The 23685-nt window shown below is 70.3% G+C and carries 20 protein-coding genes; 10 read left to right on the top strand and 10 right to left on the bottom strand.

Annotated features, from left to right (window positions below; translation table 11 throughout):
- Positions 1 to 1500 (bottom strand): hypothetical protein, encoded by a 1500-nt coding sequence (locus tag Pph01_RS21575; RefSeq protein WP_239116924.1) that lies wholly within the window; start codon positions 1498 to 1500, stop codon positions 1 to 3.
- A 149-nt stretch (positions 1501 to 1649) separates the two neighbouring features.
- Positions 1650 to 1895 carry a hypothetical protein gene (locus Pph01_RS21570; RefSeq protein WP_239116898.1) on the bottom strand — a complete coding sequence of 82 codons (246 nt, stop codon included), beginning with the start codon at positions 1893 to 1895 and terminating at the stop codon, positions 1650 to 1652.
- A gap of 100 nt (positions 1896 to 1995) precedes the next feature.
- Between Pph01_RS21570 and Pph01_RS21565 the strand changes: the two genes are divergently transcribed.
- The 3 genes from Pph01_RS21565 to Pph01_RS21555 all read left to right on the top strand — a co-directional run bounded on the left by Pph01_RS21565 (position 1996) and on the right by Pph01_RS21555 (position 6773).
- On the top strand, positions 1996 to 2562 hold the full coding sequence (locus Pph01_RS21565) for an HhH-GPD-type base excision DNA repair protein (protein ID WP_204074938.1): 567 nt from the start codon (positions 1996 to 1998) through the stop codon (positions 2560 to 2562).
- A gap of 178 nt (positions 2563 to 2740) precedes the next feature.
- Complete coding sequence (locus Pph01_RS21560; RefSeq protein WP_204074937.1) at positions 2741 to 4831, top strand: SpoIIE family protein phosphatase; 2091 nt, start codon at positions 2741 to 2743, stop codon at positions 4829 to 4831.
- A gap of 217 nt (positions 4832 to 5048) precedes the next feature.
- Positions 5049 to 6773: an RNA polymerase sigma factor gene (locus tag Pph01_RS21555; protein ID WP_204074936.1), complete on the top strand. Its 1725-nt coding sequence runs from the start codon at positions 5049 to 5051 to the stop codon at positions 6771 to 6773.
- Positions 6774 to 7025: 252 nt separating this feature from the next.
- Here Pph01_RS21555 and Pph01_RS21550 read toward each other — a convergent pair whose 3' ends face one another.
- On the bottom strand, positions 7026 to 7772 hold the full coding sequence (locus tag Pph01_RS21550; protein WP_204074935.1) for a YaaA family protein: 747 nt from the start codon (positions 7770 to 7772) through the stop codon (positions 7026 to 7028).
- A gap of 87 nt (positions 7773 to 7859) precedes the next feature.
- On the opposite strand from Pph01_RS21550, the gene Pph01_RS21545 reads away from it, so the two are divergent.
- Positions 7860 to 8600: a GNAT family N-acetyltransferase gene (locus tag Pph01_RS21545; RefSeq protein ID WP_204074934.1), complete on the top strand. Its 741-nt coding sequence runs from the start codon at positions 7860 to 7862 to the stop codon at positions 8598 to 8600.
- Between the two features lie 55 nt (positions 8601 to 8655).
- On the opposite strand, the gene Pph01_RS21540 is transcribed toward Pph01_RS21545, so the two are convergent.
- The gene (locus Pph01_RS21540) at positions 8656 to 8889 is read right to left on the bottom strand and encodes a DUF7455 domain-containing protein (RefSeq protein ID WP_204074933.1); all 234 of its coding nucleotides are present in this window, start codon (positions 8887 to 8889) and stop codon (positions 8656 to 8658) included.
- Between the two features lie 245 nt (positions 8890 to 9134).
- On the opposite strand from Pph01_RS21540, the gene Pph01_RS21535 reads away from it, so the two are divergent.
- Positions 9135 to 11207 (top strand): DNA gyrase/topoisomerase IV subunit B, encoded by a 2073-nt coding sequence (locus Pph01_RS21535; protein WP_204074932.1) that lies wholly within the window; start codon positions 9135 to 9137, stop codon positions 11205 to 11207.
- Positions 11208 to 11343: 136 nt separating this feature from the next.
- Complete coding sequence (locus tag Pph01_RS21530) at positions 11344 to 12408, top strand: DUF418 domain-containing protein (RefSeq protein ID WP_204074931.1); 1065 nt, start codon at positions 11344 to 11346, stop codon at positions 12406 to 12408.
- Between the two features lie 41 nt (positions 12409 to 12449).
- On the opposite strand, the gene Pph01_RS21525 is transcribed toward Pph01_RS21530, so the two are convergent.
- Positions 12450 to 13022, bottom strand: coding sequence for a TetR/AcrR family transcriptional regulator (locus Pph01_RS21525; protein ID WP_204074930.1), 573 nt, complete (start codon positions 13020 to 13022; stop codon positions 12450 to 12452).
- Between the two features lie 114 nt (positions 13023 to 13136).
- On the opposite strand from Pph01_RS21525, the gene Pph01_RS21520 reads away from it, so the two are divergent.
- Positions 13137 to 14195 (top strand): aldo/keto reductase, encoded by a 1059-nt coding sequence (locus Pph01_RS21520; protein ID WP_204074929.1) that lies wholly within the window; start codon positions 13137 to 13139, stop codon positions 14193 to 14195.
- A gap of 63 nt (positions 14196 to 14258) precedes the next feature.
- Here the strand turns inward: Pph01_RS21520 and soxR are convergent, their stop codons facing one another.
- The 4 genes from soxR to Pph01_RS21500 all read right to left on the bottom strand — a co-directional run bounded on the left by soxR (position 14259) and on the right by Pph01_RS21500 (position 16792).
- Positions 14259 to 14711 carry a redox-sensitive transcriptional activator SoxR gene (soxR, locus tag Pph01_RS21515; RefSeq protein ID WP_373315680.1) on the bottom strand — a complete coding sequence of 151 codons (453 nt, stop codon included), beginning with the start codon at positions 14709 to 14711 and terminating at the stop codon, positions 14259 to 14261.
- An 88-nt stretch (positions 14712 to 14799) separates the two neighbouring features.
- Positions 14800 to 15123, bottom strand: coding sequence for a hypothetical protein (locus tag Pph01_RS21510; protein ID WP_204074928.1), 324 nt, complete (start codon positions 15121 to 15123; stop codon positions 14800 to 14802).
- A gap of 34 nt (positions 15124 to 15157) precedes the next feature.
- A complete protein-coding gene (locus Pph01_RS21505) occupies positions 15158 to 16156 on the bottom strand; it encodes an SPFH domain-containing protein (protein WP_204074927.1) in 999 nt (332 codons plus the stop codon).
- 126 nt (positions 16157 to 16282) lie between these two features.
- On the bottom strand, positions 16283 to 16792 hold the full coding sequence (locus Pph01_RS21500) for a beta-class carbonic anhydrase (RefSeq protein ID WP_204074926.1): 510 nt from the start codon (positions 16790 to 16792) through the stop codon (positions 16283 to 16285).
- Between the two features lie 157 nt (positions 16793 to 16949).
- On the opposite strand from Pph01_RS21500, the gene Pph01_RS21495 reads away from it, so the two are divergent.
- Both Pph01_RS21495 and Pph01_RS21490 read left to right on the top strand, forming a co-directional pair.
- Entirely contained in the window at positions 16950 to 18188 is a 1239-nt protein-coding gene (locus tag Pph01_RS21495) for a hypothetical protein (RefSeq protein WP_204074925.1), read from the top strand.
- Between the two features lie 73 nt (positions 18189 to 18261).
- Positions 18262 to 18486, top strand: a complete 225-nt coding sequence (locus Pph01_RS21490; RefSeq protein ID WP_204074924.1) for a VOC family protein — start codon at positions 18262 to 18264, stop codon at positions 18484 to 18486.
- 66 nt (positions 18487 to 18552) lie between these two features.
- Here Pph01_RS21490 and Pph01_RS21485 read toward each other — a convergent pair whose 3' ends face one another.
- Positions 18553 to 21102: a DNA gyrase/topoisomerase IV subunit A gene (locus tag Pph01_RS21485; protein WP_204074923.1), complete on the bottom strand. Its 2550-nt coding sequence runs from the start codon at positions 21100 to 21102 to the stop codon at positions 18553 to 18555.
- A 385-nt stretch (positions 21103 to 21487) separates the two neighbouring features.
- Between Pph01_RS21485 and Pph01_RS21480 the strand changes: the two genes are divergently transcribed.
- Positions 21488 to 23659, top strand: a complete 2172-nt coding sequence (locus Pph01_RS21480; RefSeq protein ID WP_204074922.1) for an Hsp70 family protein — start codon at positions 21488 to 21490, stop codon at positions 23657 to 23659.
- The last annotated feature ends 26 nt before the right edge of the window (positions 23660 to 23685 follow it).

The following is a 23685-nucleotide window of genomic DNA, read 5'->3' as shown; positions in this document are numbered from 1 at the left end:
TCAGACCGGTGGTTCGTCCGGGATGTCGGCGATGTCGTCCAGGGCCGCGGCCAACTCGTCGGGGTGGTCGCCGATCCGCTCGGCGATCTCGATGAGGATGTGCAGCACGTCGTGCCGGTCGTGGCCGAGATCGATCAGGCGCTGGGCCGCCTCCCACAGCTGCGGGGGGTCTCCCACCCAGAGCCGGCCCGCGATCTCCTCGTGCCAGGCGAGATGCTCCTCGAGGTCGTGCCTGCTCAGCTCGTCCGCGTGGTCGATCTCGAGCAGGATCCGCCGGTCCGCTTCGTCCGACGGGTTGAGCAGGTCCAGGTCGGTCGAGCCCCGCATGCCCTGGAGCAGCGGGAAGGCGAACGCCCGCCGCGCGAGGGCGGACAGGTCGCCGTCGGGCAGCAGGCGGCGCACCAGCGACGGGTCGAGGCCGAACGACGTCGGGTCCCGGTAGGCCTCGGTGAACCGCGCCGTCGCCTCCCAGACCGCGTCCAGGGTGGCCCGGATCCCCTCCTCCGGCAGGCCGATGCGCGGTCCGGCGAAGCGCACCCAGGCCGACAGCACGTGCGGGACGGCGTCCTGCTCGGCGGGGGAGAGCAGGACCTTGCGTGGCAGCCAGTCGAGCAGGAACGTCTCGCACTTGGTCGGGCTGACCCGCATCGGCCGGCCGAAGTCCTGGTCGCAGCCGTAGTCGATGATGTGGTCGGTGCACCGCGAGGCCGCCGAGGGGTCGGAGAGGTTCTCCGCCGCGTCCGAGGCCAGGAACTCGGCCGCGAGCATGGCACGGCGGTCTCGGCTGTAGGGGGCCTCCGTGTGCGCCGGCGCCGGCCGCAGCCGTCCCGGCGGCAGCGCCTTGATCCGGGACCGGGCGAAGGCGTGGTAGGCGCTGTAGCTGTCGCTGACGAGCTGGGGGGCCTTCCGCCCCTGGGCGGCCCCGGTCGCCTTCATGGCGAAGTCCAGGAGCGCCCGGGCCTGCTGCGGCTCGATCTCCTCGAAGCGGAGCAGGGCGTTGCCCGAGGCCTCCTGCCTGGCCTGCTCGAGCAGCTTGTCGACCTGCGACGAGACCCAGGCGTCCCGCGCCATGCCGCCCATGTTGTAGTCGACCACCAGGACCAGGGCGTGCGTGTCCTGCCCGTTGTAGGCGAAGGTGCACACGACGGTGTCCTGGTCGCCGTAGACGTCCCGGGAGACGTAGCAGCCGGCGGGCTTCACCGCGCCGACGCGGTCGGCCCACTGCGGCCTGGCCACGTCGGACTCCATCAGCGCGAGCGCCGCGCCCTCGGCCTTGGCGGCCTGCCGGGCGGGGCCGAGATAGGCGACGGAGACGAGCAGCGTCAGCGCCGCGGGGGTGCCGGCCTTGGCCGCGTAGTCGACGAGGCCCTCGCCGAGTATCTGCTCGACGTCGCCGCCGCGCAGCCGCCGTCCCCACCAGGCGCCGAGCATGTCGGACACCATGAGCTCGGCGTCGAGCGGGCTGCGTACGGCCAGCAGCTCCCTGGCCGCCAGCAACATCTCCGCGAAAACGTCGTCCGGCGGCCGGGTCTCCCTGGGATCTCGCCGGTGCCGACGACTCACGAGAACTCGCTCCGCTCGCTCACGCTCCCACCTTCTCGCATTCCCGGGCCGGAAGGCATCAGGAACGCGGGCCGGTGACGTCCCCGTTATGTGCGCGAGGGCGGCGCGGAGTTGACCCTTCCGAGCAGGTGCTCGCGGGCGACCCGCTCGACGATCTCGGGAGTCACCTCGAGCCCCAGGTGGCCGGCGCACGCGGACACGTCCGTGACGCACCGGTTGATGGAGCTCACGGGGATGCTCAGGAATTCGGCGGCCAGCCGGGCGATCACATGTCCGCGGAGATCGGCGTCCGCGGACGGGCCGCCACTGACCTGCATTGCGAGTGCGGGCATAGGCTGCAATCCTCGCTCAATGGGGTCCTGCCGCCCCTTATTCCACCTCTTTCCGGGCGACTGTCAACCCTTTGATGACGTCGCATGCCAAGCTGGTCGCATGCGGATCCAGCTCGCACAACAACCTGAGGCCGACGAGTTGCTCGGCCGCAACTCTCTCGCCCTTCTGATCGGCATGCTGCTCGACCAGCAGATTCCGATGGAATGGGCGTTCTCGGGACCCCGGGCCATCGCCGATCGGATGGGCCATGACTTGGCCGCGCGGGAGATCGCCTCCTATGATCCTGCGCAGTTCGCGGATCTGCTGGCGGCCAAGCCCGCGGTTCATCGCTATCCGAAGTCGATGGCGGGCCGGATCCAGCAGCTCGCGGTCTACCTGGTCGAGCATTACGACGGCTCGGCCGACGGGGTGTGGGAAGATGTCGGCGACGGTGCCGAACTGCTGCGCCGGTTGATGGCGCTGCCCGGATTCGGGCGGCAGAAGGCACAGATCTTCGTGGCACTGCTGGGCAAACAACTCGGTGTCCGGCCGCAGGGGTGGCGTGAGGCGGCAGGGCCGTACGGCGAGGAGGGCGTGCACCGGTCGGTGGCCGACGTCGTCGACGCCGGCAGTCTGGAGCTGGTCCGTGCGACCAAGCAGGAAGCCAAGCGGGCGGCCAAGAAGTAAGCCCGGATCTTCCTGCGCGGGGCGCCGGTCTTTTGACAGGATGCGTTGACCGTATGGCGGGCGGGGCTTCCGTCCGCACATGCCCATCGCCGATGATGTAGGGCAGATCTGCGCTACCAATCACAGTTATGGAGATGTGCCTCGTGGGAGAGCCTGGCACGCGACGGAGGTGCCGACCATGAGCGCCGAAACCTCCGTGCCCCGGCCCCGGGAGTCCGGTTTGGACATCTCAGACTCCGACCTCTTCAGAGGTCTGATGTCGGAGGCTCCGTTTGCCTTTGCCTTTTTCGACCCTTCTGGTCGATTTGTCCGAGTTAATTCCACATTTACCGAACTGACCGGACTTCCAGTCGAGCGGCATCTCGACCGCCGCCCCGCGGAACTTCTCGCCGCCGATCTCACGGCGCTCATCGACTCTGCCCTGCGGCGGATCGGTGAGGAGGGGCTGCCGGTCACCGACCAGCGGATCAGGACCAGGGCGGAGAACGGCGACAGCCGCCACTGGGCGGTGTCGTTCTTCCCGATGCACGGTGACGAGGGCGTCGTGGGCGTCGCCCTGTTCGGCATCGACCTCACCGAGCGGCAGATGACCGAGGAGGACCTGCGGCGCAGCGAGGAGCGGTACCGGTCGCTCGTCGAGTCGCAGCAGCAGCTCGTGTGGATCACCGCCCCGAGCGGCAGCGTCGTCGAGGACGCGCCGCAGTGGCGGGCCATCACCGGCCAGGGCCTGGAGGAGTACCTCGCCCACGGCTGGCTCGAGGCCGTCCACCCCGACGACCGCCCCGGCGCCGAGGAGGCGTGGCGCGAGGCCCTGCGCGGCCGGACGATGTTCGAGTGGAGCTACCGGGTCCGCACCCGGGCCAGCGGCTACCGGCACTTCGAGGTCCGCGCCGTGCCGATCGTCCGGCACGGCCGGGTGGTCGAGTGGGTCGGCGCGAACTCCGACGTCACGCCGCAGCGCGAGGCGGAGGAGATGCGGGGCCGCCTGACCGACCAGCTCGGCGCCGCGGCTCTGCGCACGGCCCGGCTTCAGGGCGCCACGGCGCTGCTGGCCGAGGCCCTCACCGTCGAGCAGGTGGTGCAGGTCATCATCGACGTCGGCCGTACGGCCCTGGCCGCCGACCACTCGGCGGTCGCCCTGCTCGACCCCGATCGGGCCACGCTCAAGGTGATCAACAGTGGCGGCATCCCCGACGCGCCCGGCGCGCCGGGGGACGACATCCTGTTGTCCCAGTCCAGCGTGATGACCATCGCGGTCAACAGCCGCCGCCCGGTCTTCGCCGAGTCGCCGGACAGCCTCCGGACCAAGCTGGTGGACGCCGGCGCGGAGGAGGAGCAGATCCTGGGCTTCCTCAAGCACACCGACGAGCGCGCCTGGGTCGGCCTCCCGCTGCTGGCCGCCGGCCGCGCCCTCGGCGCGCTGCGGTTCTCCTTCACCCGCCCGCAGAAGATCTCGCAGGAGGACGGCGTCTTCCTGGAGGCCCTCGCGGGCCAGTGCGCGCTCGCCGTCGAGCGGGCGACGTTGTTCGAGCGCGAGCACCGGACGGCCGAGACGCTCCAGCGGAGCCTCCTGCCCGACCGGCTGCCCGTGGTCCGGGGCCTGGAGCTGGCTCAGCGGTTCCGGTCGGGCTCGCGCCACGTCCAGGTCGGCGGCGACTGGTACGACGCGTTCGTCCTGCAGGACGGGCGTGTCGCGGCCGTCGTCGGCGACGTCATGGGCAAGGGCGTCAAGGCCGCCGCCGGAATGGGCCGCATCCGCAACGCGATGCGGGCCCTCGCGCTGACCAACCCGCCGCCCGCCGCCGTCCTCACCGGTCTCGACCGGGTGTTCGAGGCCACCGAGGAGGAGGAGCAGGTCACCACGCTGGCCTACATGGTCGTCGAGCCGGGCACGGGAGAGGGCACGCTGGCGCTGGCCGGCCACCCGCCGCCCCTGCTGGTCTCGCCCCAGGGGACGGCACTGCTCCACGAGACCGAGCCCGGGACTCCGCTCGGCTGGGCCACCAGCCGGAGGCAGTTCCGGTTCTGCGTGCCGCCCGGGCACACCGCCGTCCTCTACTCCGACGGCCTCGTCGAGAACCGCAAGCGAGGGCTGGATGCGGGGCTTCGCGAGCTTTCGTCCGTTGTGGCCGAGGCGCCCCCAGAGGTCGTGAGCAGCCCTCATATGTTGCTGGATTTCCTGGTGGATCGAATGTTGTCCGGGTACGAGCAAGATGACGACGTTACGGTACTCGCAGTTCATGTGCCGTCCGCCACGAAGAGTGACTGAATGAATCAGTCATAACGGTTGCTTTCGGGTATCAGTGACCGGCTTCCGTACGCACTAGTCTCTCGGTCCGCCTAGGGTGGAGAGGCAACCGGCGGTACGCGGCCGTATTACGTGCCGTGGCGTGCCACAATGGCATGTCGCGGTCCGCGCGGCCTCACCACCGGAAAAGAAGAAGCACTGGGTCCATTCCCGTCATGCGTTCGTTCGAGAGGTGTTCGTGTCGCCTGCAAGTTCGACTCGCTCGAAGCCGTCGGAGCTGAACGAGCCAGTGATTCAGCAGCTCCTCGAGCGTGGGCGCTCGCAGGGTTTCCTCGAGTCCGAGGATGTCCGCAAGGCCTTCGAGGAAGCGGACATCCCGCTGTCGCACGCCGCTGGATTCCTGCGCAGCCTCAGCAAAGAGGGTGTGACCGTCGTGGTCACCGCTGCTGACTCCGCCGCAGCTCCGAAGCGGTCCCGAGGTCAATCCAAGCGTCGCACCACCGCGCCCGTCAAGAAGACGACCAAGTCGGCCGCGGCCAAGGAGTCGCAGCCGGAGACCGTCACCGCCGTGGTGACCGACTCCGCGCCCGCGGCCAAGCCCGCGGCGAAGAAGGCGCCGGCGAAGCCGGGAGCCGCCAAGGCCGCTCCGGCGAAGGCGCCCGCGGAGGCCGCCGCCAAGAAGGCCGCGCCCGCGGCCAAGCCCGCCGCCAAGGACAAGCCGGGCGCACCCGCCAACGGCCCCGAGTCCAAGGCGGCCAAGGCCGACACCAAGGCCAAGTCCGCCGACGCGGCCGAGGACGAGGAAGATCTCGAACTCGAGGGCGACGTCGAGATCGAGGACTTCGACCTGGAGGCCGAGGACGTCGAGATCGAGGCCGAGGGCGACGCCGAGTCCGAGTCCGAGTCCGAGTCCGACGCGGAGGGCGAGCCCGACGCCGAGGCCGAGGGTGACGAGCCGAAGGCCGAGGCCGTCGTCCAATCCGACGATGAGGTCCTGATCCTCACCGATGACGACGACGACGCGCCGGTCGCCCAGGTCGCGGCCGCGGGAGCCACCGCGGACCCGGTCAAGGACTACCTCAAGCAGATCGGCAAGGTCCCGCTCCTCAACGCCGAGCAGGAGGTCGAGCTCGCCAAGCGGATCGAGGCCGGCCTGTTCGCCGAGGAGCAGCTGTCCGGCGACGGCGAGCAGTTGCCCGTCGACGTCCGGGCCGAGCTGGAGTGGATCGCCGAGGACGGCCGCCGGGCCAAGAACCACCTGCTCGAGGCCAACCTCCGACTGGTTGTCTCGCTCGCCAAGCGCTACACCGGGCGCGGCATGCTCTTCCTGGACCTGATCCAGGAGGGCAACCTGGGTCTGATCCGCGCGGTCGAGAAGTTCGACTACACCAAGGGCTACAAGTTCTCGACGTACGCCACGTGGTGGATCCGGCAGGCGATCACCCGGGCCATGGCCGACCAGGCGCGGACCATCCGCATCCCGGTCCACATGGTCGAAGTGATCAACAAGCTGGCCCGGGTTCAGCGGCAGATGCTGCAGGACCTCGGCCGGGAGCCCACGCCGGAGGAGCTGGCCCGCGAGCTGGACATGACCCCGGAGAAGGTCATCGAGGTCCAGAAGTACGGCCGCGAGCCGATCTCTCTGCACACTCCCCTCGGTGAGGAGGGTGACAGCGAGTTCGGCGACCTGATCGAGGACTCCGAGGCCATCGTCCCGGCCGACGCCGTCAGCTTCACGCTGCTGCAGGAGCAGCTGCACTCCGTTCTGGACACGCTGTCCGAGCGGGAGGCGGGCGTCGTCTCGATGAGGTTCGGTCTCACCGACGGCCAGCCGAAGACTCTCGACGAGATCGGCAAGGTCTACGGCGTGACCCGGGAGCGCATCCGCCAGATCGAGTCGAAGACCATGTCGAAGCTCCGGCACCCGTCCCGCTCCCAGGTTCTGCGGGACTACCTCGACTGATCGGCTTCAACCTCTCCGTATGACGTTGCGGTAGTGCACCTCGGCGCTCCTGGACGGCCTCCGGGCCCATGGGAGCGATCGAGGTGAACCGGCGTCCGCTCGGGGGTCGGGGGCGATCTCTGGCCGTCCATGGGCGGACGCCCTTCTCGGCGACACGGCCGAGGCCGCCCGCTGGGGGCGTCACTGCGGGGGCCTCGGCTCATCTGGGGAGCCGGGGCGATCCCCACCAGCGGGAGTGCGGACGGTTCGACGTCAGCTGACGATCACATCCAGCGTCCACGGCCTGCCAGGCCGCGGCGGGTTTCCCAGCTCTGCCCGATGCCCCCGCTCCGTCAGGAATTCGGCGAGCTGCCGAGCCGTGCCGACTCTGTCCGGGCACTCCACGAGAGAACGGGCCACTGCTCCCCGGGTGGCCTTGGCCATGTGGCTGACCACGGTCCGCGTCCCCGAGACCTCACGCAGCACCCGTACGGTGACCGCCCGCTCGCCCGGCTGCCAGGCGGCCGCGTAAGTCGTGGAGCGCAGGTCCACCACGAGCCCCTTGACGGGATCGAGCGCCTCCGCCACGTACGGCTTCCAGAACGCCGCCAGGCCGCCCATAGGCGGAAGCCGCACGCCCATGGACAGCCGGTACGGCGGGACCCTGTCGCCCAGCCTCAGCAGCCCCCACAGCCCCGAGAACACCACGATCCGCCTGGTGGCCCTCGCCTTGGCATCAGAAGGCAGCGTGCTCAGCCCGAGATTGTCGTACAGGACGCCGGTGTAGAGGTCCGACACGGGCAGGTTGGGGGCCGTGCGCAGCTCGCGGTTGAGGTCGATCGCGGCCGCCTGGCCGTCCGACAGGCCGAGCACCGACTGCGCCTGCCCGGATTCGGACAGCGCGATCAAGGCGTCGAGAACCTTCTCGCGCGGTGACGCCAGCTCGGGGAAGCTCAGCCGCCTGAGTTTCGAAGTCCCCCGGGGCGCCTTCCCCTCTGAGGGTGGCAGCAGGATGAGCACGATCCCGCACTCTATTAGGCCCCTGACCCGGGCGTGCGGGCACCCTGAGCACAGGGGACGTCACCGGGGCCCGGCTACGCTCCACGGATGGACGAGGAGACGCCGCCGTTCGACCGGCTCGTGAATCAGGCGTGGCCCGCGCCGCACCGGGTGGACGCGGAAGGATGGATCTACCGGCACGCCGGCGGGGTGACCAAACGGGCCAACTCGGTGCTGCCTCTGGGGGAGCGGCGGGATCTGTCCCGAGCTGTCGACGAGGCCGAGGATTTCTACGCCGGGCTTGGCCTGCCGTGCGTGTTCTCGGTGGGGGCTCAGGCGCCGCCGGGCCTCGACCCCGAACTCGCCCGGCGTGGATACCGGCGGGCCGACCCGACTCTCGTCATGACGGCGCCGCTGGCGGAGCAGGCAGGGGGAGTCCCGCAAGGCACGGAGGTGCGCGACAGCCCGTCCGAGCCGTGGTTGCGCACCTGGTGGGGCGTGGACGGAGGGCGGCATCCGGAAGGAGGGCGGGTCCCGGCGCGGGAATGGGCCGAGCGCATCCTCGGCGGCGTCCGCGCGGGTTACGCGTCGGCGGGGGCCGGGGCGGCGGTGGGACGCGGTGTGCCGCAGGGAGACTGGCTGGGGATCTACTGCATGGCCGTGGACCCCGGCGCACGGCGCCGGGGGCTGGGCAGGTCGGTGCTGCGCGCCCTGCTCGCCTGGGGACGGGACACGGGCGCGAGCAGCGCATACCTCGTGGTCACGATGACGAACGCCGGAGCCCGCGCCCTGTACGAGGGTGAGGGCTTCGGCGTCGCCGGGGGATATCACTACCGGATCGCACCCTGACGACACCGGCGGTGCCGCCGGGATGACGAATCATCCCGGCCGCACCGTTCGATGATCAGCGTTCGTCGTTCGGGGCGGTCGCGGGGGATTCACTGAGTCGGGCCGACTCGTCCAGGATCTCAGCGCCTTTGTCCCGCAGGGCAGCCACGTGCTGACGCCCGTGGTGGGCGCAGAACAGCAGCTCCCCGCCTGCCAGGGGCAGGGTCGCGCGGATGTAGGCCTGAGCTCCGCACCGGTCGCACCGGTCCAGGGCTGTCAGCGGCTTGGTGGGGGCGAGAGCTCCAGTCACGTATCGCCTTTCGGGTCGCCCCACCGTGTGGGGACGTTGGCGTCAGTCACTTGGGACAACATCTAACCCGATGGGGGGCTTCCCAACCGTGCCGCAACTACGCCGAGAGCGGAATGATCTGCGAAGTGACGCGGATCACAGCGTTGGTGTGGAGGACCCCGCTGCGCCTGGCAAGCTTGTACGCGTAAAAACGTGGGTGAAGGTAAGCTGCGTACGCGTGTTCGATTGATAAGTGGGAGCTCGGTGTGACGGCGGTTAGCGCGGAGACGGGTTATACGGCTCGCCATCTGTCGGTGCTGGAAGGTCTGGAAGCCGTCCGCAAGCGGCCGGGGATGTACATCGGGTCCACCGACACCCGAGGCCTGATGCACTGCCTGTGGGAGATCGTGGACAACGGTGTCGACGAGGCGCTCGCCGGCTTCTGCTCGCACATCGAGGTCGAGCTCCATCCGGACGGGTCGTTCGAGGTCCGCGACGACGGGCGCGGCATCCCCGTCGACGTCGAGCCCAAGTCCGGCCTCGCCGGGGTCGAGCTCGTCTACACCAAGCTGCACGCGGGCGGAAAGTTCGGCGGCGGTTCCTACGGCGCGTCCGGCGGTCTCCACGGCGTGGGCGCCTCCGTCGTCAACGCGCTCTCCTCGCGCCTGGACGTCCACGTCGACCGTGACGGGCGCACGCACGAGATCAGCTTCCGCCGGGGTGTCGCCGGCGCCTTCGACGGCGACGGTCCGACGGCCAAGTTCCGCAAGAAGTCGGGGCTGCGCGACGGCGGCGCGGCCGGGAGGAAGTCCACCGGCACGCGGGTCCGCTGGTGGACCGACCGGCAGATCTTCCTGCCCGAGGCCGAGGTCTCGGTCGACGAGATCCATGTGCGGCTGCGCCAGACGGCGTTCCTGGTGCCGGGGCTGTCCCTCACGCTCCGCGACTCCCGGGGCGAGGAGCCTGTCGAGGAGACCTACCGCTTCGACGGCGGCATCGGCGAGTTCACCGACTTCCTCGCCCGCGACGAGGCGGTGTGCGACGTGCTGAGGCTGCAGGGCGCCGGGCACTTCCACGAGACCGTTCCGGTCCTCGACGAGCAGGGCCACATGACCTCCACCGAGGTCGAGCGCGAGCTGAACGTCGACGTCGCGCTCCGGTGGGGCAAGGGCTACGAGACGACCGTGCGCTCGTTCGTCAACGTGATCGCGACCCCCAAGGGCGGCACCCACGTGACGGGCTTCGAGCGGGCCCTGGTGCGGACGATCAATGAGCAGCTTCGCGAGACGCGGCTGCTCAAGAACGGCGACGACCCGGTCACGAAGGAGGACATCCTCGAAGGCCTGACGGCCGTCGTGACCGTCCGCGTGCCCGAGCCGCAGTTCGAGGGGCAGACCAAGGAGGTCCTCGGCACCTCCGCGGCCACCCGCATCGTGGGGCACGTGGTGGCGCGGGAGCTCAAGGCCCAGTTCGCCAATCCCAAGCGGGGGCAGAAGCTGCAGTTGCGGGCGATGCTCGAGAAGGTCGTGGCCGCGGCCAAGGCCCGCATCGCCGCCCGTGAGCACCGCGACAACCAGCGCCGCAAGTCGGCCCTGGAGAACTCGGCGCTCCCCGCCAAGCTGGTCGACTGCCGGAGCGACGCCATCGACCGCAGCGAGCTGTTCATCGTCGAGGGAGACTCCGCGCTCGGCACCGCGAAGCTGGCCCGCGACTCGGAGTTCCAGGCGCTGCTCCCCATCCGGGGAAAGATCCTCAATGTGCAGAAGGCGTCCGTCGCCGACATGCTCAAGAACGCGGAGTGCGCCGCGATCATCCAGGTGGTCGGCGCCGGCTCGGGCAGGTCGTTCGACATCGAGGCGGCCCGCTACGGCAAGATCATTCTGATGGCCGACGCCGACGTGGACGGCGCGCACATCCGCTGCCTGCTGCTGACCCTCTTCCACCGTTACATGAAGCCCATGGTCGAGGCCGGCAGGGTCTTCGCCGCGGTCCCTCCGCTGCACCGCATCGAGGTCACCAACCCCGGCAAGGGGCAGGACAAGTACGTCTACACCTACTCCGACGCCGAGCTGCGGAAGGTCATGCGTGACCTGGAGCGGCGGGGCAAGCGCTGGAAGGACCCCATCCAGCGCTACAAGGGTCTGGGTGAGATGGACGCCGACCAGCTGGCCGAGACCACCATGGACCCGCGCCACCGCGTCCTGCGCCGCGTCAGGATCGAGGACGTCGAGGAGGGCGAGCGGATCTTCGACCTCCTGATGGGCAGTGACGTCGCCCCGCGGCGCGAGTTCATCGTCGGCAACGCGGCCGAGATCGACCGCGACCACATCGACGCGTAGCACCCGCCGACGCCGCGTCACCGCGGGCTCGCCCCCCCGTGACGCGCGCGAACCGGCCGGAAGTACGGCCGGGGCCGCTCTGAACCCTTCTTTCGGCAGGTCCGTCGCCGGAACCGGGGCCGCAGACTTTGGCCTCATGACATACGAAACGCTTCCTCCTGCGCCGGAGGTCACGGGGCCTGGACGGCCCACGACGACCTCCTCCGGCCGGCCGCGCATCGCCGCGCTGGACGTGCTGCGCGGGTTCGCCCTGTGCGGGATCCTGCTGGCCAACGTCAAGCCGATCGCCCACATGCTCCACACCGCGTCGGCCACACAGGCGGTGGTGACGGAGAACACGGACGGCTCCTGGCTGGGGCTGGGGTTGTTCGTCGACCAGCGCATCTTCCCGATCTTCTCCCTGCTGTTCGGCATCGGTTTCTCGCTGCTGCTGGACTCCGCGGGAGCCCGTGTCGCTCGTCCACGGGTGCTCCTGCTGCGCCGGCTCCTGGTGTTGCTCGCCATGGGCCTGGCGCACATGTTCCTGCTGTGGCGGGGCGACATCCTGACCATCTACGCCGTCGCCGGTCTGCTGGTGCTGCTGCCCTCGACCTGGCTGCCGCGCCGGGCCGTCGCAGGGCTCGCCGCCGTCCTCGTCGCGTTGCCGCCGATCCTCGGCAGCAACGGCGTGGTGCTGGTACCCGGGCTGTTCCTGCTGGGCTCGGCGCTGACCCGATACGGCGTGATCGACCGGATCGGGCGTTCCGTCCGCGTCCCGGCCGTACTCGGCCTGGTCTTCGCGGCGGGGGCGGTGCCCGCCGTGTGGATGCAGATCGAGTCCGGCGCCGCCGGCAGGGACGATTTCAGCACCTGGTTCGCCGTCGCCGGGCTGCTGACGGCAGGCGCGTACGTGTGCGCGCTGCTGCTCCTGCTCAGAACGCCGCTCCGGCCGGTGCTCCAGGGGGTTTTCGCGCCACTGGGCCGAATGGCGCTCACCAACTACCTGTCCGCCACGGTTCTCGTCCTGGTGGCCGGCCGCATCGTCGGCGGCTCACCGGATGGCTGGTCCTCGGCGACGGTGCTCCTGGTCGCCGGTGCGATCCTCGTCCCCCAGTGGCTGGTGTCCACGCTCTGGCTGCGCCGCTACCGCCAGGGACCCCTGGAATGGCTCTGGCGGTGGGCCACCTGGGCCCGGCGCCCGCCCCTGCGCCGCACCTCCTGACCACTGGGCTCACACAGGCCTGCCATGCCGCGGGGCCCGGGTCAGCGTTGTGAGCGCAGCCCGTCGAAGACGACGGCCAGCGTTCGGGTGCGCAGTTCCTCGCTCCACTGGTCGCGTTCGGCGGCCATGCAGGCGGCCGCCAGCAGGGCCAGCAGTTCGGGCATGCGCAGGTCCCGCCGGACCGCGCCCGCCTCCTGGGCGCGGACCAGCAGCCTCTCGATGACGTTTCTCATGTCCCGGCTGATGTCCGCCGTCCCGGCCTTGGGGTCGATGCCGGCCTGGGTCAGCACGTCGGCCAAGGTCTTCTTCTGGGTCGCGTCCACCACGATGCGGGTGAGGTACTCGAAGAACGCCGCACCCGGATCATCCGCGGCCAGCGACGCGTCCGCCTCGGCGATGAGCCGCCGCGTACGGTCGATGATCACCTCTGCGTAGAGGGCCTCCTGGGTGGGGAAATTCCGGTAGATCGTGCCCAGCCCCACACCGGCGTGCTGGGCGATCGTCCGCATCGAGGCGGACAGGCCGTCACGGGCCACGATGACCTCGGCCGCGTCCAGAATCCGCTCCCGGTTGCGTCGCGCGTCGGCGCGCAACGGCTTGGCTTCCCCGCCCATCGTCCTCCTCGCCGCGTTGACAACCGGAACAGTTGTTCCGTATGTTCCTTAACCGGAACAGCTGTTCCGATCCTAGCGGCTCAACCGGCCGCCTCGCGGACGAAGGACCTCCCGATGCAGTACACGACACTCGGCCGCTCGGGCCTCACGGTCTCCCGGGCCTGCCTGGGAACGATGAACTTCGGCACGTCCGGCGGGGTGGCCGCCTGCGACGAAACCGAGGCGGCTCGCATCGTCGACGCCTTCCTGGACGCCGGCGGCAACATCGTCGACACCGCTGACGCCTACACGGGCGGCGAGTCCGAGCAGATCGTCGGCCGGGCCGTCAAAGGCAGGCGCGACCAGGTCGTGCTGGCCACCAAGGCGTTCCTCCCCCAGGGGCCGGGCCCCAACGACAGGGGACTGTCCAGGGTCCACCTGACCAGGGCGCTGGAGGCCAGTCTGCGGCGGCTCGGCACCGACTACATCGACCTCTACCAGTGCCACCAATGGGACGACTCCACTCCCATCGAGGAGACGATGGCGACCCTGGACGGGTTCGTGCGATCCGGCAAGGTCCGCTACCTCGGCTGCTCCAACTTCTCCGCGGCCCAGATCGTGGAGTCCCAATGGGCGGCGCAGCGTACCAACGCCACGCCGTTCATCAGCCTCCAGCCGCAGTACTCGTTGCTGGCCCGGAGCATCGAAGCGGAGATCCTGCCGGCCTGCCGGAAGCACGGTCTGGGCACTCTGGTCTGGTCTCCCCTCGGCGGCGGAGTGCTGACCGGTCGCTACCGTCGAGGCGCCGCCCCCGACGCGGGCAGCCGGATGGGCCGGCTGAAGGCGTCCGCGCTGCCGATGGCCCGCGCCTGGGCCGACGGCCTGCTCAACGAACCGAACCTCGACATCGCCGGCCACGTCGTCGAGACCGCCGCCGAACTCGGCACGACCCCCGCGGCCGTCGCCCTGGCGTGGGTACGGCACAGGCCGGGCGTCACGTCCGTCATCGTCGGACCACGCACGCTCGACCAGCTCCACGGCAACCTCGCCGGGCTCGCCACGGACCTGCCGGCCGAAACGATCGAGCACCTCGACGAGATCTCCCGGCCCGCCGGCGCCGCGATCGTCAACGGCATGAACACGAGCCCGGTAGCGGGCCCAGGCCGCCTGGGCGTGGCGGGGGAGGGCCGATAGGCATGCGGCGCGGGTGAACCCGGGACGCGCACCCGGAGGCGTCCTGGCGGCCCTCGGGGCTCGTCAGGGGCTGAGCAGGCGTCGTGCGCCGGGCCCCTCGTCGCCGAGGGAGTCGCACGGGTTCGCCAGGGCGCACCGGTCGATCGACAGGCAGCCGCACCCGATGCATTCCGTGAGGTTGTCCCGCAGCCGCTGGAGGTGCTCGATGCGGTCGGTGAGGTCGTCCCGCCACCACGCGGACACGCGCGCCCAGTCCTCGCGGTTCGGGGTGCGTTCCTCGGGCAGCAGGGCCAGGACATCCTTGACCCGGCTGAGCGGGATGCCGACGCGCTGGGCGACGCGGATGAAGGCGACGCGGCGAAGGGTGTCGCGCGAGAACCGCCGCTGGTTGCCGCTCGTGCGGCGGCTTCGGATGAGGCCCTGGCGCTCGTAGAACCGAAGTGCCGACGAAGGGACGCCGCTCCGTTCTGCCAGGTCGCCGACCGTGAGCTCGCGGGCCTGCCAGGACACAGTCACGCACCCACGCTAGCGGACCTGAACCATTGTTGAAGTATGGTCCCGGCGATCTCGCCGCGCCGAGTGACGTGGACGTCCGGCGCGGCGGTCAGGTCGACTCGATCTCCAACGTGGCCACGCGGGCACGGGCCTCCAGCATCGCTTCGCGATACCGCTCGTCCCAGTGGGGGTCGTCGTCGGGGATGGCCCGGACCGTCTGCCTCGTGAGCTCCACGGGGCCCCGGCGGCCGAGTGCGGTCCGCTTGACGACGATCAGCGTCCAGCCGTCCTCCATGACCGTGTCGACCTCCCATCGGGGCGCGCCGCGCGCGTCGTCGGACGCCGCCCTCCTCCACCCCCGGAGGAGGACCACCAGGAGGTAGATCAGGGCGGCGACCACGATCAGCGTCACGGGGAGGGCGAACAGCCGCATCGGGTCTTGCCTCCTTCCCCGCGAGTTCAGCGCGTCACTTGGTGGGCAGCGCGACGCCGCCGGTGTTGCCCGGCGCGTACACCGTGATGCCCTGCGGAAGCGCCTTGAGCTTCTCGATCTCAGCACACGTGGGGCACCTGTTGTAGCCGTCCTGGCGCGCCTTGTTGGCGTCCGCCTCGGCGCGGGCCGAGGCGACCTTGGCCTGGGCCTCGCTGACCTGCGCGAAGGCGGCCTGCGCCTTGTCGACCGCCGCCTGGACCTCGGGCGGCAGGGTGACGCGGGAGAGGTTGAAGTGGATGTCGGTCAGGAACTCCCCGCCCAGCGTCGACTTGAAGTCCTCGGCGAGGCTCGTGTTCACCGCTTCCTGGATCTTCGCGATGTTCGCGTTGTTGCCCTGCTGCGGCAGGCCGCTCTGCGGATCGGTGTTGTTCTGCACGAGCGTGCAGGACGACACGAGTTCGGCGCAGCGGAAGTTGTTGACCTCCGTCCGCAGGTCGTTGTCGATCACCGGGCGGACCATCTGGTCGAGGAAGGCCGACCAGCCCGCATCGCCGTCCCACGGGTAGTAGGTGCCGCCGGCCACGCTGCGGTACGTCCGGGTGCCGAACTTGTCGTCGAACGCCTTGAGCGCCGCGTGGTCGAGGTTGAGCGCGAAGTACACCGTGCCCTCGATGCCCATGTTGACGCCGTCACTGCTCGGCACGGTGACAACGTCGACGCCGGAACGCTCACCCCGGCCGACCGAGGTGATCGTGTAGAAGCGCTGCTGCGCCGGATACCGGTGGAGTTGCGACCACCATCCGACCCAGGTGACGCCGGAGGCGGGGTCGATGACCTGGCGGACCTTGTTGTCGTCGAGCAGTCCGCCGTTGCGGACGACGGCCACCTCGCCGCCGCTGGTGCGCTCGAAGCCGTTGAACGCTCCGATCACCGTCGGCACCGCGACGACGATGAGCGCGACCACGATCAGGATGGCGATTGCGCGGAAGGACCGGCGGCCGCCGGTCGCCGTGCGGACGGATGTGGGGGACATCGGCGGTTCCTTCGACGGGTCGGGGGGCCGGCGGACCACGGGGAGGTGATCCACTCAGCAGGAGAACGTAGCAGCCGAAGCCGGGGTTCCAGCTTCTTCACGGCCCCCTGACGCCGTGCGGAACGGTTATGGGTGCGGGGTCTCGACCAGTCGCAGCGCGCCGGTGCGGACGTCGTAGAGCGCGCCGCCGACGGTGAGGGTCCTGGGCAGGAACGGGCTGGTCATGATGCGCGTGATGTCGTGCCGGAGGGTCTCCTCCTGGTCACGAACGGTCTGGAATTCCAGGCTCCGGGTGTCGATGCCGTACTCGGCGGAGATCAGTTGGTGGACCTCGTCGTCGGTCGACTTCGACATCCGGCAGTCGGTGTGCGGCATGACCAGGACGCGGTCGACGCCGAGCAGGTAGACCGCGAGCACGAGCGTGCGGAGCACGTCGTCCGTGACGCGGGCGCCCGCGTTGCGCAGGATCTTGGCGTCTCCCGCGCGTAGCCCGAGCAGCCCGAGCGGGTCGATCCGCGAGTCCATGCACGTCACGACGGCGAGCCCGCGCGCGGCACGCCCGGTCAGATCGCCTTGCGAGAACGTGCTCGCGTACTTCTCGTTGGCGGCCAGGAGGTCATCGAAAGCACCGGTCATGGGACTGATGTTCTCTCATGTCCATTTCATTCGTTTAGTGGGGTCCCGGTGATCGGGGTGACGGATGCCGAATCGGCCTGTAGCAGCCGGACGGAGCACACCGATATACGAGGGTCCGGCTCGTTCGACCACCGCGCACCGAGCCTCAGGGAGAGTCGTGACGGATCTCGTTTACGGAATCGAGTTCGGCGCCACGCACGCGGCCCTCGTGATCGGCGAAGGCCCCGGCGGCAACACCGGCATCGGCGATCCCGAGCCGATCGGGAGCGAGATCCCCGCCCGCGTCCTCGGCCTCCTGCGGGTCCGCGCCCAGGCGCGGGTCCCGGGCACGCCGGCGATGGTGGTGATCGCGCTGCCGGCGTCGTGGGAGGGGCAGCGGCGCGTTCAGATGGTCGAGTCCGCCGTCGCCGCCGGATTCGACCGGGCCAAGATCCGCGTCGAGACCTCCGAGGCCGCCGTCGCCGCCCTCGGCCCGGGCCCGTCGCCGGACGACACGGAGGCGGTCGCGCGCGGCGCGGCGATCCTGGCCAGGGCCCGGCTGGAGGAAGACTCCCAGACCCTGCCCGGCGCCCGGCTTCCGCCGTACCCCCAGGCGGAGCCGACACAGCCGTCATCCGCCCGGCTGCCTCCCGTGTCCGACTTCCTGTCCGGGTCAGCCGCCCCGCCGGCGTTCGCCCCGGCCACCGCCGCGCCGCAGCGGCGCAGGCTCCCGCTCGTGTTGTCCGTCGTTGCGGGAGTGGCCGTCATCGCGGTTCTCGTCGGCATAGCGGCGGCCAACAGCGGGCCGTCCTCGGACTCGTCGGCGAGTCCTTCGCCCGGATATTCGTCCAGTCCGCCGGCCTCGCCGTCCGACTCGCCGTCCGATTCGTACTCTCCGACCCCGTACGAATCCCCCTCGCCCGAGGGCCTGTCCGTGGTGGACCCGTCTCCCACTCCGGAGTACGGCTACGGGCAGGAACAGGCCGAGGCGATCGACGACCTCCTCGACGAGAGCGCCTCCTCGCGCTCCGGGCTGTCCTCCGCCATCAGCGACCTGTCGGCCTGCCGGGACATGGACAGCGCGCTCTCCACCGTGTCGAGCATCGGCGAGGACCGTGACAGCCAGGCGAGCACCGCGCGGGACCTGGAGGTCGACGCGCTCGACGACGGAGAGTCGCTGCAGGGGTACCTGGTCGAGTTCCTGGAGGCCTCCGCCTCCGCGGACGAGGCGTTCCACGACGCGGGCTGGTCGTATCAGGACGACGGCTGCGGCGGCAGCATCACCGACTACTCGTCCTACGACGAAGGCGTCTCCTACTCCGAGGACGCCGGCGACGCGAAGGACGCCTTCGTCGACCTGTGGAATCCGGTGGCCGAGTCGTACGGCCTGTCGACCCGGAGCCGGGACGAGATCTGAGAACTCACGCGCCCGCCTCCGTACGGAACGCGGATGTAGGGTTTCCGACCGGTGAGCCGAAGGAGGTAGGCGAATGAGCGGGATCGCACGGATGCGGTCGATCGTGCTGGACTGCCCGGACCCGGAGCACCCCCAGCAGTTCCACCTCGATGTGACCGTCGACGATCTGGCCGAGGCGGAGACCGAGGTGCTGGCGCTCGGGGCGGTCAAGCACGCGCACCAGCCCGGCGTCGACGGCGGGTTCACCGTCTTCCTCGACCCCGCGGGTCACCCGTTCTGCCTCTGCGTCGACGACTGACGGCGCCGACCTGGAAGATCGGCGCCGCTCAGAAGATCGACGTCAGGGCAGAAGGCCGGCGTCGGGTCAGAAGGCCGGCGTTGCCTCCGCCTGGCCGTCCGGCGCACCGTCCGAGGGCGAACCGGCGCTGTCCGCGCCGTCGGCGCCCACTGAACCCGCGTCGTCGATTCCGGCGCCGAGCGCGCCGCCGACGGCCGCGACTCCGTGCAGCAGTCGCACGCCCGAGCCGTCCCGGCGGCCGAGTTCCCCGGGCAGGGGGACGGGCTTGCCCGCCGAGGAGACGGCCTTGGCCGGCGCGGGGCCCGCCCAGGCGAGCAGGAGCGTGTCCTCGCCCTTCAGGAACCGCTGGGCGCGGACGCCTCCGGTCGCGCGGCCCTTGGCCGGGAAGTCCGCGTAATCCGACATCTTGCCCGCGCCCGTCTGGGTGCCGGCGAGAGCCGTCGAGGACCCCGCGATCGTCACGACCCGCGCCTCCTGCGACGGGTCGACCGACCCGAACCAGATGACCTTCGCGTCGTCCTCCAGGCGGATGCCCGCCATGCCGCCCGCCGGACGGCCCTGCGGACGCACATGGGACGCCGAGAAACGCAGCAACTGGGCGTCTGAGGTGATGAACACGAGGTCGTGGTCGGCCGACGTCAGCTCGACGGCGCCCACCACGGTGTCGCCCTCGCGAAGGCCGATGACCTCGAATTCGTCGCGGTTGGGATAGTCGGGCACGACCCGCTTCACCACGCCCTGCGCCGTCCCGATCGCGAGGCCTGGGCCCTCCACGTCGATGCCGCCGAGCCCGACGACGTGTTCGCCCGGCTCGAGCGTGACGTACTCGGAGACGGGATGCCCGCCCGCCAGGGAGGGCGGGTTCGCCGACGGAGGCAGCGTGGGAAGGTCCACCACGGACACCCGGATCATGCGTCCCTCGGACGTGACGGCTCCCACCTCGCCGCGGATCGTCGCGCGGACGATGGAGACCAGGACGTCGTGCTGCGTCCGCTCACCCTCGCCCCCGAGGGGGGACGCGTCGGCCGTACGCGCGAGGAGCCCGGTCGACGACAGCAGCACGAGGCAGGGGTCGTCGGCCACCTCCAGCGGCACGGCGGCGGTCCGCACGACGTTGGACGACTCCAGCAGCACGGTCCGGCGGGGAGTGGAGTAGGTCTTCGCCACCTCGGCCAGCTCGCCCGAGACGACGGAGCGCAGCCGGTCCTCCGAGGAGAGGATCGCGGTCAGCTCGTCGATCTCGGACTGGAGGGTCTCCTTCTCGCGGTCGAGCTCCAGCTTGTCGTAGCGGGTGAGGCGGCGCAGCGGGGTGTCGAGGATGTAGTTGGCCTGGATCTCGCTCAGCGAGAAGGTCTCGATCAGCCGCGCCCGCGCCTGGGACGAGTCGTCGGAGGTGCGGATCACCCGGATGACCTCGTCGATGTTGAGCAGCGCGATGATGAGGCCGTCGACCAGGTGGAGGCGCTCCTCCCGCTTGCGGCGGCGGAACGCCGACCGCCTGCGAACGACGTCGATGCGGTGCTCGACGTAGACCGACAGGAGCTCGCGCAGCCCCAGCGTCCTCGGCTGGCCCTCGACGAGCGCGACGTTGTTGATGCCGAAGGTCTCCTCCATCGGCGTGAGCCGGTAGAGCTCGTCGAGGATGGCCTCGGGGTTGAAGCCGTTCTTGACCTCGATGACCAGCTGCAGGCCCTTGTGGCGGTCGGTGAGGTCCTTGAGGTCGGCGATCCCGGTCAGCTTCTTGGCGGTCACCAGCTCCTTGATCTTGGTGACCACCCGCTCCGGGCCGACGTTGTACGGAAGCTCGGTGACGACGATGCCCTTGCGGCGCGGCGTCACGTTCTCGACCGTGGCCCTGGCCCGCATGCGGAAGGTGCCGCGGCCGCTCTCGTAGGCGTCCCGGACGCCCTGCAGCCCGATGATCGAGCCGCCGGTCGGCAGGTCGGGCCCCGGGATGAAGCGCATCAGCTCGTCGAGCGTCGCGCCCGGGTTCTTGATCAGGTGCCGGGCCGCCGCCACGACCTCGCCGAGGTTGTGGGGCGCCATGTTGGTCGCCATGCCGACCGCGATGCCCGTGGTGCCGTTGACCAGGAGGTTGGGGAACGCCGACGGCATCACCGAGGGCTCGGTCTCCTGGCCGTCGTAGTTGGGCCGGAAGTCGACGGTCTCCTCGTCGATCGACTGGACCATCAGCATGGCGGCCGGGGCCAGCCTGGCCTCGGTGTACCGCATCGCGGCGGGGGAGTCGTCGGGCGAGCCGAAGTTGCCGTGCCCGTCGATCAGCGGCAGCCGCATCGAGAACGGCTGCGCCATGCGCACGAGGGCGTCGTAGATGGCGCCGTCGCCGTGAGGGTGGAACTTGCCCATGACCTCGCCGACGACGCGGGAGGACTTGACGTGGCCGCGGTCCGGACGCAGGCCGAGTTCGCTCATCGAGTAGAGGATGCGGCGCTGGACGGGCTTGAGCCCGTCCCTCGCGTCGGGGAGCGCACGCTGGTAGATGACCGAGTAGGCGTACTCCAGGTAGCTCGCGCGCATCTCGGCGGATACGTCGATGTCGACGATCCGCTCCTCGAACTCCTCGTCCGGGGTGGGTGTGGTCGTCCGTCGGGCCATATCGAACATTGTGCCGATGTCCAGGCGTGGTCGCGACTCGGCCATGGTTCCCGCCCGATTTGGTGCGGCTCGTGCCGGGGCCCTTGCCGGCGGGAGGCGGCGTCGCCGGGGGGTCACGCACGTCCCGTGGGGTCAGATCTCGCATTCCGTGCTCGGGACATCATTTCAGCAACATTCATTGCCAACCTTGGGGAAAAGGGCGACCATCCACATCAGTGCTCGAGCGATATGGGTGGGGGAGCCTCGAATGGCTTTGTGGTGCCTGGGAGTCGATCTAGGTACGAGTTTCTCCGCTGGGGCGATTGCGACGGATGACCGTATAGAAATTCTTGAAATCGGCGGAGAAAAACGGATTCCGTCCACAATTCTGCTCAATGAACAGGGCGTGCTGGTCGCCGGACGGGTGGCGCAGCGGTCGATGGCCCGCTACCCGGAGCGGGTGGAGCGCAACCCGAAGCGGTACGTCGGCAAGAAGACGATGCTCCTCGGCGGGGTGCCCGTCGACGTCGGGGACGCGCTGGCCGCCCTTCTCGGCCTGTTCGTGAACGAGGGCCGGGTGCGCTTCAACGGGTCCATGCCGTCGTGCGTCGTGCTGACCTGCCCCGTCGCCTGGCGCGACGACCGCAGGGAGATCCTCAGGGGCGCGGGCGAGGCCGTCGTGCCCGACGCGCGGATCGTCCTGGTCGAGGAACCCGTGGCCGCGGCCCTCCACTACGCGTCCACCCACCGGGTGAACGGCGGGAAGCGGGTCGCCGTCTACGACCTCGGCGGCGGGACGTTCGACGCCGCGGTCCTGGCCGCCGACGGCGACGACTTCAAGGTCATCGGCGAGCCGGGCGGCGACGACGCCATCGGCGGAGAGGTCTTCGACGAGCAGGTCTACGGCTTCTTCGGCGAACAACTGGAGCGGACGCGGCCCGAGTTCTTCGCCGACGTGACCGGCAACCCCGACCGGCGGTTCCTGGCCGCCGCGGCCGACCTCCTGGAGGAGGCGCGGATCGCCAAGGAGACCTTGTCGGCGTACGGCACCGCGAGCCAGTACATCGCCGGCGCTGACGTGGACGTCACCATCACCAAGGACGACCTGGAGGGTCTGGTGAAGGCCGACGTCACGCGGACGGCCGACCTGCTCGACGAGACCCTGGAACGTGCCAAGGTGACGCCGGCCGACCTCGCCGGGATCTTCATGACGGGCGGCGCGAGCCGGATGCCGCTCGTCCACTCCACCCTGCGCGAACGTCACGGAGATCTCGTCCACACCTCGGACGACCCCAAGATCGTCGTGGCTCTGGGCGCCGCCCGCCTCGCGTGGAAGCTGAAGTCCGACCACGAGAACCACATCGTCCCCGTCATGGACGGCGTCTTCGACGTCGCGGCGAGCACGGCGGGCGTCTACGCCCTCTGCGCGGGCGAGGCCGGCCGCCACGTGTTGCGGCGCATCGACCTCACCGCGGGGCGGGCGGACCGCGAGTTGCAGTTCGGCGAGGTCCTGGACTGGGCCGTGTCGAGCGAGGGCGTCGTGGTCGCCGACCGGGCTCCCGACGGCGTACGGCTCCGGACGCTGACGCCGGAGCTCACGATCCGCTCGGGCCAGTTGCTCCCGCTCGGCAGTGAACCGCGGGTGCTGGCCCGCGACGGAGCCGGATGGGCCTTCTTCCAGCCCAGGCGTCCCACGCTGGTGAACAACGCGATCGGCCTGCCCTGGGGGGAGACCGGGTCGCTTTCGGTCATCGAGGTGAGCCTGGGCGGGTTCTTCTCGCAGGAGGCGCCTCCCGTGCCGCTGGGCAACACCGCCCAGTGGTTCGTGAACGAGGACAACAGCCAGCGGAGGCTGCTCGACCAGGACAGCCCGACGGGCGGCGAGGCCGCGCTCGCCGTCGGGTCGTCGGGGTGCGTCGTGGTGCTCGGCCAGTTCAAGTCGAAGAAGGGCGTCTTCGGCGGCGCTCACCAGAACTTCGTCCCCAGGCAGGTGCTCTGCGTGGTGGAGCCCGGCGGCAAGATCAGCCGGATCGAGCGCCGGTCGCCCAACTGGCTCCAGCAGGTCGTCCTGCACGACGGCAAGTGGTTCATCTCCACCAACGCCGGGCTGGAGATCGACGCCGCACCGGAACCGCCCCAGGTGATCGTGCCGCGGCAGCGGGCCGGGGCCCTGCGGTGGTTCCCGGCCGGCACCGAGATGTACGCCGTCGGGATGGACACGGTCGTCCCGGCGCGAGGCTGGTCGGTGCTGCACTTCGACGCGACGACCGCGAGCGCGCGCGTGCTCGCGCAGGAGGATCGGGCGTGCCTGCTCGGGCACCTGACCTCCCGGGCGCCGCTTGAGCGCCCCCGGGTCATCTCCGACGGGGACTCGCTCTGGATGGCGGTGTCGGGGGAGGAGGGCACCTCGCGCATCCTGCACGTCACGCCCTCGGGTGCCAAGGAGGTGTTCCGCGCCCCCGGATGGATCGAGCCGGTGGCGAAGGTCCCGTACGGCCTGATGTGCCTGCACCTGCCCGGCACCCCGCCCGGCGTGAGCCGCCCTCCCGCGGCCGGGCTGGTGCGCATCGCCGTATGACCGCCGTGGAAGGCGCGCGGGCGTAC

Origin of the sequence: Planotetraspora phitsanulokensis, assembly GCF_016863295.1 — a bacterium.
GTDB lineage: Bacteria > Actinomycetota > Actinomycetes > Streptosporangiales > Streptosporangiaceae > Planotetraspora > Planotetraspora phitsanulokensis.
Note: the sequence above shows the minus strand (reverse complement) of the source record. Positions and strands in the feature narration are given on the sequence as shown.

What these genes read in the sequence shown, in the direction of transcription:
- Pph01_RS21575 (WP_239116924.1), bottom strand. Translation starts at nt 1,500, where the DNA reads ATGTTGCTGGCGGCCAGGGAGCTGCTGGCCGTACGCAGCCCGCTCGAC.
- Pph01_RS21570 (WP_239116898.1), bottom strand. Translation starts at nt 1,895, where the DNA reads ATGCCCGCACTCGCAATGCAGGTCAGTGGCGGCCCGTCCGCGGACGCC.
- Pph01_RS21565 (WP_204074938.1), top strand. Translation starts at nt 1,996, where the DNA reads ATGCGGATCCAGCTCGCACAACAACCTGAGGCCGACGAGTTGCTCGGC.
- Pph01_RS21560 (WP_204074937.1), top strand. Translation starts at nt 2,741, where the DNA reads ATGAGCGCCGAAACCTCCGTGCCCCGGCCCCGGGAGTCCGGTTTGGAC.
- Pph01_RS21545 (WP_204074934.1), top strand. Translation starts at nt 7,860, where the DNA reads ATGGACGAGGAGACGCCGCCGTTCGACCGGCTCGTGAATCAGGCGTGG.
- Pph01_RS21530 (WP_204074931.1), top strand. Translation starts at nt 11,344, where the DNA reads ATGACATACGAAACGCTTCCTCCTGCGCCGGAGGTCACGGGGCCTGGA.
- Pph01_RS21525 (WP_204074930.1), bottom strand. Translation starts at nt 13,022, where the DNA reads ATGGGCGGGGAAGCCAAGCCGTTGCGCGCCGACGCGCGACGCAACCGG.
- Pph01_RS21520 (WP_204074929.1), top strand. Translation starts at nt 13,137, where the DNA reads ATGCAGTACACGACACTCGGCCGCTCGGGCCTCACGGTCTCCCGGGCC.
- Pph01_RS21510 (WP_204074928.1), bottom strand. Translation starts at nt 15,123, where the DNA reads ATGCGGCTGTTCGCCCTCCCCGTGACGCTGATCGTGGTCGCCGCCCTG.
- Pph01_RS21505 (WP_204074927.1), bottom strand. Translation starts at nt 16,156, where the DNA reads ATGTCCCCCACATCCGTCCGCACGGCGACCGGCGGCCGCCGGTCCTTC.
- Pph01_RS21500 (WP_204074926.1), bottom strand. Translation starts at nt 16,792, where the DNA reads ATGACCGGTGCTTTCGATGACCTCCTGGCCGCCAACGAGAAGTACGCG.
- Pph01_RS21490 (WP_204074924.1), top strand. Translation starts at nt 18,262, where the DNA reads ATGAGCGGGATCGCACGGATGCGGTCGATCGTGCTGGACTGCCCGGAC.
- Pph01_RS21485 (WP_204074923.1), bottom strand. Translation starts at nt 21,102, where the DNA reads ATGGCCCGACGGACGACCACACCCACCCCGGACGAGGAGTTCGAGGAG.